General features: G+C 44.2%; 9 protein-coding genes. 4 read left to right on the top strand and 5 right to left on the bottom strand.

Going from position 1 to position 12,449, the window contains the following annotated elements:
- Nucleotides 1-68: 68 nt before the first annotated feature.
- Nucleotides 69-1,457 (top strand): alanine/glycine:cation symporter family protein, encoded by a 1,389-nt coding sequence (locus tag ACFQ21_RS03030; RefSeq protein WP_377574651.1) that lies wholly within the window; start codon nt 69-71, stop codon nt 1,455-1,457.
- Here ACFQ21_RS03030 and ACFQ21_RS03035 read toward each other — a convergent pair.
- From ACFQ21_RS03035 to ACFQ21_RS03055, 5 genes are all read right to left on the bottom strand, one after another.
- On the bottom strand, nt 1,429-2,280 hold the full coding sequence (locus tag ACFQ21_RS03035) for a Cof-type HAD-IIB family hydrolase (RefSeq protein ID WP_377574654.1): 852 nt from the start codon (nt 2,278-2,280) through the stop codon (nt 1,429-1,431). The genes ACFQ21_RS03030 and ACFQ21_RS03035 overlap by 29 nt on opposite strands.
- Nucleotides 2,281-2,477: 197 nt before the next feature.
- Complete coding sequence (locus ACFQ21_RS03040) at nt 2,478-3,068, bottom strand: hypothetical protein (protein ID WP_377574656.1); 591 nt, start codon at nt 3,066-3,068, stop codon at nt 2,478-2,480.
- On the bottom strand, nt 3,025-4,386 hold the full coding sequence (locus ACFQ21_RS03045; RefSeq protein WP_377574659.1) for a hypothetical protein: 1,362 nt from the start codon (nt 4,384-4,386) through the stop codon (nt 3,025-3,027). Before ACFQ21_RS03045 ends, ACFQ21_RS03040 begins: the two co-directional genes overlap by 44 nt.
- A 300-nt stretch (nt 4,387-4,686) precedes the next feature.
- The gene (locus tag ACFQ21_RS03050; protein ID WP_377574661.1) at nt 4,687-6,585 is read right to left on the bottom strand and encodes a glycoside hydrolase family 44 protein; all 1,899 of its coding nucleotides are present in this window, start codon (nt 6,583-6,585) and stop codon (nt 4,687-4,689) included.
- A gap of 239 nt (nt 6,586-6,824) precedes the next feature.
- Nucleotides 6,825-10,118 carry a DUF7948 domain-containing protein gene (locus tag ACFQ21_RS03055; protein WP_377574664.1) on the bottom strand — a complete coding sequence of 1,098 codons (3,294 nt, stop codon included), beginning with the start codon at nt 10,116-10,118 and terminating at the stop codon, nt 6,825-6,827.
- Between the two features lie 577 nt (nt 10,119-10,695).
- Between ACFQ21_RS03055 and ACFQ21_RS03060 the strand changes: the two genes are divergently transcribed.
- The 3 genes from ACFQ21_RS03060 to ACFQ21_RS03070 all read left to right on the top strand — a co-directional run bounded on the left by ACFQ21_RS03060 (nt 10,696) and on the right by ACFQ21_RS03070 (nt 12,435).
- Complete coding sequence (locus tag ACFQ21_RS03060) at nt 10,696-11,478, top strand: hypothetical protein (protein ID WP_377574668.1); 783 nt, start codon at nt 10,696-10,698, stop codon at nt 11,476-11,478.
- A 121-nt stretch (nt 11,479-11,599) separates the two neighbouring features.
- On the top strand, nt 11,600-12,040 hold the full coding sequence (locus tag ACFQ21_RS03065) for a hypothetical protein (protein ID WP_377574670.1): 441 nt from the start codon (nt 11,600-11,602) through the stop codon (nt 12,038-12,040).
- Complete coding sequence (locus tag ACFQ21_RS03070) at nt 12,040-12,435, top strand: VOC family protein (RefSeq protein WP_377574673.1); 396 nt, start codon at nt 12,040-12,042, stop codon at nt 12,433-12,435. Before ACFQ21_RS03065 ends, ACFQ21_RS03070 begins: the two co-directional genes overlap by 1 nt.
- Nucleotides 12,436-12,449 lie beyond the last annotated feature (14 nt).

Genomic DNA, 12,449 nt, shown 5'->3' on the forward strand with positions numbered 1-12,449 from the left:
ACCCTTCCTCAGAACCTGAAGGTGCGTATAACAGAATTTCATATCTTTCCGAATTAACTCAGTAACCTTTGCAAGAATTCAATCAACTCATGTCCGATATTGCTGCCTATACCTGGTGGCCTGTATTATTTCTGATTATCGGTGGCGGACTTTTCTTTCTGATATACTCCGGCTTTGTTCAGTACAAATATTTCAAACATGCGGTGGATGTATTGATGGGCAAGTATCACGATCCCAACGCACCGGGACAGATCAGTCCGTATAAAGCTTTATCAACAGCACTGGCCTCTACGGTAGGTATGGGAAATCTTTCCGGTGTAGCGGCTGCTATAGCGATGGGCGGCCCCGGAGCATTGTTCTGGATGTGGGTAACGTCATTCATTGGTATGTCTACCAACTTCTTTACCAGTACACTGGCTAGTATGTATCGCGGTCGCGATTCGAATGGTGAGCTTCAGGGCGGACCGATGTATGTAATTCGTGAAGCGCTGGGTAAACCGTGGCTGCCACTGGCAACGCTCTTCTGCGTGTGCAGTCTTATTGGTATGCTCCCTATATTTCAGGCCAACCAGCTTACGCAGGCTATCATTGATATAGGGTTGAAGCCGATGGGTGTTGGCGAGCATTTTATCACGATCGGCAATACACCGGTGAGTGTGCTGAAACTTATCATCGGACTTTTCATTACTATACTTGTATCAGTCGTTATCATTGGTGGTATACAGCGGATCGGCAACTGGGCAGGACGACTCGTTCCCATCATGATCGTTTTACATTTTGTTTCTGTTGCGGTCATTCTTATTTCGTATGCCGACCAGGTGCCATACTATATCAAGCTGGTGTTTACCGATGCCTTTGCTGCGAGTCATTATCATGGCGATCCTTTTCTTGGTGGTGTGCTCGGTGGTATCATTATGCTCGGTGTTCGCAGGGCAACGTTTTCAAATGAAGCGGGTATAGGTACAGCACCGATGGCCATGGGCGCTTCTATCAGTACAGAACCTGTGCGTGAAGGTTTGATATCGATGTTGAGCCCGGTGATTGACACATTAGTATCGTGTTCCCTAACAGCCTTTGCTATACTTGTTACCGGTGTGTGGCAAACAAAAGATGCTACGGGTATAACCCTTACATCGCTGGCGTACCGCGCTGCGATGCCATCCGGAGAATATATACTCTTGCTGTGTACATTTGTGTTTGCGATCAGTGCGCTATTCTCCTATAGCTACTACGGACGCAAGGCACTCTCCTACCTGGTAGGCGAAAAGCAAAGCCGCTGGTATGATTACTTTTATTTATCCATGATCATTGTAGGTGCTATCGCTTCGATGGACCTGGTGCTGAACATTATTGATATCTCGTTCGCACTCATGGCTATACCTACCATGCTCTCCGGTTTTGTGCTGGCTCCGCATGTAAAGCGCGAGGCTACCCGTTATTTCTCGAAGCTGAAGTAAAATATTTTTCAAGCATGGCCGCAACGCCATCGTTAATATTGGAGGCCGTTGTATACCGTACAACGGCCTTCACTTCTTCGCGGGCATTGGCAACCGCTACACCATGACCAGCCGACTGCAGCATCTCGATGTCATTATAATTATCACCGAATGCCATGGCTTGTGCTATATCCAGGTTATAGTAATGCTGTAGCGTGAGCTTTAATGCCGATGCCTTGGATATAGCCCGCGGTGCAATTTCTATATAGGTTGATTTGGATCGGTACACATGTATAGCCTGCGATAGCGATGCATTCAACGTTGCTTCCAGTACATTCATCTCTTCTTCGGGTCCCATACACATGACCTTGTGCGCCCCGATGCCCGATACCTGCCAGCGTTGCAACACCTCGGGTAAAGCGGTGATTACTGGAGTTACTTTGGTAACACGTGCTTCGCGTTCGGTCCAGTAATCGTCTTGCGGTGCATACCAGTTGTCTTCGGTATATAAGCTCAAATGGATTGTTCTACCGGCAGTATAGCCCAATATAGTTTCACAAACCTGCACCGGTATGGTAACAGTATCCAGTACCTCAGGCTTGTTACTTCCCGTTGTATATCGAATAACATAGCCACCGTTATAGCAGATGAGCGGATGATCGAGTATATCCAGTTCATGTTGCAAATGTCGCATAGCCGATGGCATTCGCGATGACGCCAGGATTACCGGCACTTCATTCTTTATGCTTTTAATAACCTGAATAGTGCGTGGTGAGAGCTCTCTCCTGCTATCCAGCAATGTACCATCAATATCGGTACAGATCGCGCGAATGTCCATCATCATAAATTGAAGGGACAAGATAGTATAAACGAAACATAAAAACGCCTGACGTTGTAAATGGCTTCAGGCGTTTTTACTTACGGAGCAATCCTAATATGAAGGAGTATCGCTATATTCTACAGGGCTATTACAATTTTCCTATAGTAGATCCGATCGTCTAGTTCTTTTTTGTGACACTTAAATCAATTCACCACAAACATTTAATCTTTTTTTGGATCTAAGTCCTGAAATCCAATAGGCAGTACATATGTAAATGGATCAAGTAAAATGCAATTGACGAATGACTGATTTTCAGGTTTCACTAACATTTCTCTAAAATCCTTTTCAATTCCAAATCCTCGTCTTACAAAGCCATCCTTACAGCCTAGTTCAATTGAAATATAAACTGGAAGTATAATTGGCAAACTTTCAATAGGACGGTTATTAACTTTCATTATACTCCAAGAGGAAGTCAAAACAATTTCATTAAGTTTATTGCGAACTTCTTCGGGAAAACTTTCTGATATTTTGATTGATTTAACATTACCATCTTTACTTACATAAAATTCTACTAAACCTAGGCTGATGTCACAAGTATTCGAAAAAATTGCATCCGCTTTCAATAATTCGGAACGCACATAATTTTGAAATGAACTCTGAGGACCTTTAAATTCAGGATATTGGATTTTCTGGCTCAGTGAATAAGTATAAGTTATTAGCAATAAACCAACAGTACTATATAGTCTCATATGTTTCATTAAATAATTTTTAATTACAGGAGGTGCCTTTTGTACCACTACGATACTCTTCAAGTAATGAGGTTAACTCCTTAAAATTCTCAAAGCCATAAGTCTTGATAAGGGAATCAAAATAAGGAGGATTGCTTAACATAACTTGTCGTAGTCCTGCTAATGCCAAAGCATTCGCAGACCTGCGCGAAAGTGAAGGAAATGCCTCACTTAATGCATCGCTTAACCAAACTATGTACTCATCAGCCATTTTAACATGTTGTTCAAGTTCATCTTGAACTTCCTTATTAGCATTTAAATACGCATGCATTGCTTCGTGGTAAACTACTGCTGCTGCATATTCTGAAGACGAATTTTCAAGATTAGGATTTAACCAAATAGTAACATTAAATGGATTTTTCTCATTAGTCACCTTTGTTCTGCCTGGAGTGTTCCCCAAGGCAGGATCTTCTTCAATGATTAAATTCATATGAGGATTCGTTTCGAAAATCTTCAAGATGGCTATATTAATATCATTGGTCAAATCCTTACTTATAAGTTTTTTTACGGTAGCTCGTAAACAGGGAGACTTCACTTTATCATAAATAATATCATCATCATTTGGCGGCACCACTACTACCGGATTCTTTTTTACTGGCTTAGGTGTACCTGTACTTCCTCCAGAACCTCCGCTGCGCGGAGTCGCATCGCTTGCTCCTACGTATGTACCACCATCACCACCGCCTGCGGGTGGTATACCGGTCATATCATCGCACCAGCCACGGTTAAATGAAAATGCACATACTGTGCTCACCTCAGTTTTGTGATCGTACTGGCAATGGCACGGATAATCGGTTCGCGTTTCTACTTCATAGATAGTTGTGCAGGTTTGCTCAATGCTTTTTACACACTGATTCATGAGTTGCGTTCTACCTCCGGCAGCTGCACTGTCTTGCGCAGTCGGTAAGATAAATTCACGAAGCAGTTCTCCGGTAAGATTGTATTGCTGAAATGTGCCCTTAAAGGAATCGCCGGCTATATACGGTCCATCCGGGATATAGCGGTATATAAATCCATAGAAACCATCCTCGTATTGTGATAGTACAAGGTTCTCGAAGTAGTCAGGAGAATCATCGGGTAACCGAAAGGTATAATTCAGGATGCCGCTGTCGCTATCTTCGTATTTAAAGAACGCATCGGCAATTTCAAGGGTGCTGATCCGTCCATTTGTGGCAGGGTTCTGGATTTTGGCAAGCAGGTCTTTCACAACAGGCTCATGATCAAGGTCTGTTAGCGTTATTTTTTTATGCTCTGTAGCTTCAGAACGTGCAGATTCTTCATGGTCGCACGATGAAATCCATAAAAAAAGGATGGGTAAAATAATGGATAGATACTTCTGCATAGTATAAAATGATATAGTTAAATCTTTACATAACCACCTTATAAATCCGGTGGTATACCGCAGAAAAATCAATCCCTAAAATCTCAACAACACTATATCTTCTGCCCATGCCAAAGCTAATGCAACCCGTGGGCAATCATCAATAGGTATATTACACATAGTTGTGTGGGGAAAGTACAGAATTATACATCGGTATATAAACTGGCAATAATCATATTAAAAATTTAAACTTATAAATTTATCAGACCGTATTTCAAACCGCGCGATACCAAAGGCAGAAGGCGTATCGCTATATACATTCTACCGGGCTACTACAATTTTTCTATAGTAGATCCGATCGTCTATTTGCAATTTAAGCAGGTATGTTCCGGTGCTGATCTCAGCAAGCTCTAACTTTTCACGAGCGTTGCTGGTAACTTTTTTTTCCCGAAAGAAATGTTTCAGTCTTTGACCGGTAACATCCATAAGTTCCAACGATGCTGTGCCCGACTTCCTGATCTCGATCGTAACGGCTCGTGATTCCTCCACAGGGTTGGGATATAAATTCATTACCTCGCGGGCATCGTTCTCATCTATACCGGTAACAACTTCACCCTTCGCTCCCTTTAATAAAATAGACGTGACTGACATTGACGGCAGCGTTACGTTCAATGCATTCTGCGAAGGAGTAATAGTCGACTTCTGCAAGGCGTTGGTTTGATGCGACACAAAAGTTTCCGAGCTTGTAAGGCCCGATAATTTCAAGACATCAAAAGATTGATTGGCCAGGTTGAACCCGGAGAAATTTACCGTTGCTGTTTTTGAAGTGGAAGCCCGGTTCACCAGCACAACGGTAATGGAGTCTCCCGATTGATTTATAGTAGGATAAGCCGATACCGATGTCTCATCTGAAGAAGTTGCTTTAGCATACTGTGTTTTGTTATAGCGTGCATATAGATGCAATACTTCCCACATGCCTGCCTGCCATGTCCACGGAGCAAAAATTTCCACTTCCGGGTGACGCATAAATTCGCCCAGCATACCGGCATACCAAACCGCAGAAGTATTTGCATTTACCAACGATATACCGGTTTCCGAAACACCGAATGTCACTCCATGACTGGTGCCTATATATTGAGCAAGCCATGCTTTACAACGTTCAAATATATACTCTTTGGTCTGGGAGTCGTCCCAGGTACCTGAAATATTCTTTACACCGAGAGCTTCCGGGTATGAATAATCCTTATCGAAGAAAACGCGGTGGAATTGTACAATTTCAGTCGGGTTTGTACTGCCCGGGTAAAAATGTATATCGAGAACATCAAGCAGCCGAACGCCACTGGCCTGTTGTTCTTCCGCTATACGTTTGATGAAATACTCCAGCCAGGTATATTTCTTGCCGTCCTGTGTAATGCCTCCCTGCCAGTTATACCATTGCCATTCATTGGCAGGCACCGGCCCCACGAGCTTGATACCAGGAAAAGCTTCTCTTGCCTTCTTCGCTACAGCAAAGTATCGTTGCATGAAAGCTTCGGCCGACTCTTGCGTGGGCATTACATCATCGTGTGTGCCCGACCAGATCTCCACTTCGTTATCCATGCTCCAGTAAGTGAGCGAACTCTTCTGCAATGCCAGCTTGTTGAACCAATGGTCCAGGAGGAGTACGGTTGAGTCTGCCGTCCAGTTCTCCAGGTATAGATCAGGATTTCCGTTTGTAGTAGCTGCAGAACCACCGGAAGCATTAACAACACCGCCACCTGCCAGATTCTGGTTTACACCACTCCACCATTGTGAGCTGTTGTAGCTCCAATCGTTAAAGTTGGCAGTTGTTGTTTTGGCTGCCTTGCCGATCAGCTGAAACGACCACATGCCTTGTACATCCGTCAGGTTTTGTTGCATTGACTGCGCTGCAAAATCCCAATCATGTGCGTATACATTGTTATACCAGTCCGGGTGACTGGAAAGTTTACGTCTCCAATTATATTTAGTACTGTTATTCCCTCCGCTTTCGCGAAGAAATTTTATACCGGAATCTTTGATGCGCGTCCACTCAGCCGCAGATAACGGACTGCCCGGATTATCCGAAAGCGAATTGTTGCGCCCGTATATATAGGGTGAAACAACGTGCGGCTCAACTGACAAATCTATTGTAACAGTAACCTGGGCGAATGTGCAAACAGACAAACCAAACAGCAGTGCGGTGATTGTTAGACTTTTCATAAACAGAAATAAAGCCCGAAGTTATCTAGCATCTTTATCAACCTTGTGTATGAATTGTATCAGCGTGTGGTAGAAAATGTTAAAAGAGATATTTTTTAAGGTGTTTGATTGATGTACTGACTGATTTGTATCGATAGATTTTAAAATCGCATCCTTTCACAAAAATGTTTAACAAGTATACCTTGTGCTTACGCGAAGAATCGCAACTCCGAAAAATCTTTATCCGTGAATCACTGCAATCAATCCCCTTTAATAACCTGCACCCAGCTTTTACATGTGGCGTGGTTCTGCACCGTTACCTCGAAGAAATATATACCGGAAGCAAGGCCTTCGGCTGTCCAGTCGTTTTTGTAGTCGGTGCTTTCGTATACTTTGCTGCCCCACCGGTTGTAAATTACGACCGATGTACCAAAACCAAAATCCAGAGGTGTAGCACCTTTTACTTTACCGTACTGAATGAAGAGTGATTGATTCAGATCATCGCCATTGCCGGGGGTTATTACGTTCGGTATCTTCAAAGTATATACCGGAATAGACTGCGCATTTTCCGTTACACATACGCTGTTGCCGATTGTTCGTACAGCAACAAGCTTTATAACATACGTTCCGTCATTCTCATATTCATGTTCTGCTTCCGGACCATCAGCCGTAGTGCCATCACCAAAGTCGAAGAACAAGTGATCTGTTGCTTCCAGGCTGTCGGTCAAGTCTGCTACCCGGATGATGGGCAGTGTAAAACAATTCTCCTCGCGGAACATTTCAAACTCCGGGGCTACCACCGGAATTACGTTGATCTGAACTGTATCACGATGTATACATCCGTTCGCTTCGGTTACCCGGATATAGTATATGGTAGTATCGGTCGGTTTTATTACCGGAGTGGGTAAATTGGATTGAAAGGTCCCATCAGCACTCGTCCACGAATATATAGCACCACCGCTTGCCTTCAGCGTATACTCCTTTCCTTTACACAGATCATCATCGTCTTGTATAGTCGCTTCTGCATCGAATACATCGACAATCGTTGAGACCGAATCTTTTACTTTACAAGTTCCAGGATCGATCGCTTTTAACCACACGGTATACCGTCCTGTATTTTTATAGGCGTGTATAATCATCGAGGTATCATGCTTGGTGATCACCGTTCCATCTCCAAGCTTCCACTCAAACACTTCGCCACCGGTGCTCAGGTTTTGAAAAACAATTTTGTCGGGTAAACAAATTTTGTTAAGACCCGGCATATCGAGTTGTACGGAATTAGTTTGCAGTCGCGCCTTGAGTGACGAGAGATCAAATTTAAAAGCAGCGTTATTACAATTGAGGCTTCGGTTGGTACGCGACCATGCTTGGGGCGTTGTCGGAAAATCGGAATACGGACCACCACAACCGGAACATACGGCATGGTATACAATTCCGTTCTTATCAAAGCGACTCGTGCCTCCATCAACATGCGTCTGCGAGCGATTGCCACCTAAAAATGTTCCGTATAAAAACTGTGTAGCATCATCCGTCAATACGATAAAGTAAAAATCATTGCCGGTCGTGTTCGATTGAAGTGCATCGCTGGTGACTCGCATGCCGTCTGTACTGCTGAACTCCCAATGTGCCCAGTTCAATGAACCTCCCCACCCCGCCATATATAGGTTGTTACACTCGTTTACCAGGAAAGCGGTAGGCGATATATCCGGTATACCACTACCCGAACCAAACACCGTGGAGAACCTCAATAACTTCAGGCTACTGTCAAACTTCTGCACGAACTGTCCACTGTTAGGGTTACGGTATACATTGGCTGGCGTAATCGGCATCTTGCCAGAAGTCTGCCCATAAACATATACCTCTCCGGCTTCATTCAGGTCCAGAAAGTATATCTGGTCGAATGACGTTGTGCCGGTGTATGTTGAATGATATAGTATATCTCCCATGGGACCCACCTTTGCGATCCAGCCATCGGCATTGCCCGCGAATTTGTTTTGATAGACTGAGGTTGTTACCGGGAAATCAGCGCTGGCAGTTCCTCCTGCTATATAGATGTTGTTGTCTGCATCAAGCTTGAGCGTATGGGCAGCGTCTTCCTTACTTCCGCCCAGAAAAAGCGAGAAGTCCATCTGGCTCAGGTTTTCATTGAAACGAAGTAGGATGGCATCCGTAGCCCCACCGTTGTAGGTGTTATCCTTACTCGGTGCCTGCGGAAAGTCATCGGATCCTGTTACTGAGCTGACGTATATATTTCCCTGCACATCTGTAATGACATCGCCCCGCAATTCATCCCCATAGTTCTTGGTTAATATACTGCTGTCGGGGTTCAGTCCATCATTCTTGCTCCCGCCTACAAATGTGGATGCTAATAATTTCGAACCATCTTTACTGATGCGCGCTAAAATTATATCCGATCCATTATTATAAGTAACTACATGCGATACCGTTGGCCCACCGTTAAAAGTTCGGTCGAATGCATTGGGAGTTGTGGGGAAGTCTGCTGAGCTACTGGTACCCAGCACAATCAATTCTTCTTTTGCATTCATCACCAGACTGTGTGGCGACTCAGAATCATCACCTCCCAGGTAAGAGGCATACAACAATTTACTTCCGGAAGAATCGTACTTCAATATACCGATGTCATATAAACCTCCATAAGTAGTTTGAAATGCACCACCGGTTGCCGGGAATGTTCCACTGTATCGCAGGTTTACATAGTGATTGGTTACACCCGCAGAGTATAGATTACCTTTTTCGCCAGGCGTTGCTGTGCTTCCCCAGTTATCGGCCGTAGAACCGGAATAGGTGGAGAAGATCAGCAAGGGATCGATCACCAGTTCATAACACGGATCATATCCTTCCGGGAAAATGAATGAGACACGCCTATTGTTCAAATTATATTCGCACGCTACCATTACCTTTCGGCCGTTGATCCACTGCCAGGCTACCGGCTTCTTTTCGATGATGAAACCCAACGGGGTGGCTACTGTCAGATCGCCTTGCACAAGCTGTATATCGGCCCCGCTATATTCGAGCGCAATCTGCGATGGATCTCCCTGCGGTGCCACGATAAAATCGTACTTTACATGTTCACCGGAAGAATATACTTTCATATCCACGCCGGCATAAAACGAAGGGTATATAAATCCCTGGTATGCATACGCACGCGATGCCCACCGGCATGAATCACTTCCTATAAAATAATTATAATACTCGGATGATTGTCCGAACGGCAGCGGCACAGCATTGGTACTGGCACCTGCAAAATTTACATAAACGGCATGGCCGGTAATAGCATTGTCTGTAAGATCGGCTTCGCTGACTTCGTGTGGATGATGAGACCGTTCGTGTATGCGCTGTATCTTTTCTTCATCCAGCATATAATATATGAAGCGCCCCGACTCCACCTGCATTGTTACACCGTGTACACGTGTTGAAAATTGTACGGGAGCAGGCCATTGATTTTTATTCTCGATAAACTTCACGGCCGGTGCAGGGTCGGTTGCCAGCGCAAGATGTGCCGAGAAGAATAACCAGGACAGGAAGAGTTTCATGATCCTTGAATGGTAAATCAATTTAATGAAATAAAAAATACCTGGCTCTGGCACGTAAGGTAACAGTTAATCCGGAGATGTAAAACAACGAATTAATAACTTCTATTGGGTGATATGTGTTACCCTAAAATCCTTTTGACTCCGGGTCTGATTCCCTCTTCTCTCACAACAACCGATGTCCCGATACAACGTCATGATCGCCTCATGATCCGGCCTCTCCATTGTCATCGAACAACTTGATTGAAACAACATGATGAACAAACTTGTCAGCCCATCAGGCAGATATTTCAGTAACGTTGACACTGCCCTATATCTTATATACTACGCTGCAATCGTTTACTACTAGTATTCATGTGCAGAACCATTCTATATTTTAAATTTTTAGGAGTTAAAACATTCATAATTAAAAATTCATCCTTAATCTTGCGCCTCCTAATCTTAACCGCGCTATACATATATAGGTAATTAAATTTTTATCTGCCCATGAATTAGGTCTGCGCTTCTGCTATAAAAAACTCCCGATCAGGCTTTTTGCCTGAAGTACTATATCTGTTTTCTTTTTAATCCTACTATACCATTGAAAAAATTTATTGGCGTTCTCATAGCCATAACGGGAACTATTTGTGTCCACGGACAAAGTAAACTTGGCAATTTCTACGTTACCTGGGGCTATCACCGCGATCAGTATACCCGCAGCACGATTCATTTCAAAGACACGAAGACGGATGACTATAACTTTACACTAGAGAAAGCGAAGGCTCGTGACAAACCCGACTTTCATGATTTCTTCAACACCCCCCTTACGGTACCACAGTATGTTATCAATATAGGGTACTTCTTTGCAAAGAAACCGGAGTGGGGAATTGAAGTGAGCTGGGATCACCTGAAGTATGTAGTTACCGACAACCAGGTGATGCACCTGAAAGGTGAGATACGCGGCAAGTCGTATGACCTGGACACGCTTGTAACACCGGCATTCGTTCACCTCGAACATACCAACGGCAATAATTACTTAATGGTGAGTGCCGTGCGCAGAATACGGTTACTCCAGGAAACGCACTTCAAAAATCATCTGAGTGTATTGGTAAAAGCCGGTGCGGGAGGATTGGTTCCGAAGACAGATTCATACATCATGGGCAACCATAATGACGGTCCGTTCCGCCTGAGTGGTTTTGTTGTAGGCTCCAGCGTAGCGATACGATACGATATATTTCGTTATGTATATGTGGAAGGAAGTGTAAAGGGTGCTTTTGCAGATTATACTTCAGCCAAGCTATATGAACAAGGTCGCGCGCGGCATACGTTCTTCTCGGCACAGTATATATGGTCGGCTGGTATAAATATACCGTTTCACGGCTAGTACACGTGCGTAAGCGAAAGACTTTGACATACCAGATGCCGTTCCTTTCCGGGAGCGGCATTTTTGTTTTCAGGACCAACACGAAAAAATTTCTGTATACTTGAACCCCGAAAACACCACCATGGAAAACCCCACCCGAAAAAAAGTAAGCCGGAAAGCAATCATTGGAATTATACTGGGCATTGCCGTTGCGATTGCGGTGAAGATACTTGTCTTTAAAACACCTTCGCACGAAGCGCAGCTGCAACAGGCGGCCAGCAATCTGAATAAATCGTGCCCGATGATGATTGATCCGGAAACCCGGCTGGATACTGTAACAATACCGGCTGTACGCGTGTTTCAATATAATTATACCCTGGTGAACATGAAGAAGGCTTCGGTTGATATGGAAGACCTGAAGAATTTTCTGACACCTACAATCGTGGAAAATGTAAAGACGAGTCCACAACTGCAGCTCTTTCGTGAACAGAATACTACACTGTCCTATCGTTACAATGACCTGGACGGTGTCTTTTTATTTGATATTGTCGTTACCCCTGACCTCTACAAAACCCAACCCTGATGCAGAGTATATTTCAACTTTCACTGGTCGTTAACGACTATGATGAAGCGATACAATTCTATACACAAACCCTGAACTTTAAATTAATAGAGGATACCGTACTGAGCGAAACCAAACGCTGGGTGGTGGTAGCTCCGGATGGTTCAACGGGATGTTCGCTGCTGCTGGCAAAAGCTGCGAATGACGAACAGAAGCGATGCGTTGGCAATCAAACCGGTGGACGCGTTTTTTTATTCCTCCATACCGATGATCTGGCGCGCGACTACAACGCAATGCGCGCAAAAGGCGTTATCTTTGTGCGAGAGCCATCTACGGAAGCGTATGGCGCGGTGGCCGTGTTCAAAGATCTGTACGGCAACCTCTGGGATATGATTGAACCGAAGAAGCCTGGCTAAAAAATCCAGGACTG

Source organism: Ohtaekwangia kribbensis, assembly GCF_042676245.1.
GTDB lineage: Bacteria > Bacteroidota > Bacteroidia > Cytophagales > Cyclobacteriaceae > Ohtaekwangia > Ohtaekwangia kribbensis.

Coding starts and splice junctions, on each gene's coding strand:
- ACFQ21_RS03055 (WP_377574664.1), bottom strand. CDS start 10,118: ATGAAACTCTTCCTGTCCTGGTTATTCTTCTCGGCACATCTTGCGCTG.
- ACFQ21_RS03045 (WP_377574659.1), bottom strand. CDS start 4,386: ATGCAGAAGTATCTATCCATTATTTTACCCATCCTTTTTTTATGGATT.
- ACFQ21_RS03070 (WP_377574673.1), top strand. CDS start 12,040: ATGCAGAGTATATTTCAACTTTCACTGGTCGTTAACGACTATGATGAA.
- ACFQ21_RS03065 (WP_377574670.1), top strand. CDS start 11,600: ATGGAAAACCCCACCCGAAAAAAAGTAAGCCGGAAAGCAATCATTGGA.
- ACFQ21_RS03035 (WP_377574654.1), bottom strand. CDS start 2,280: ATGATGATGGACATTCGCGCGATCTGTACCGATATTGATGGTACATTG.
- ACFQ21_RS03050 (WP_377574661.1), bottom strand. CDS start 6,585: ATGAAAAGTCTAACAATCACCGCACTGCTGTTTGGTTTGTCTGTTTGC.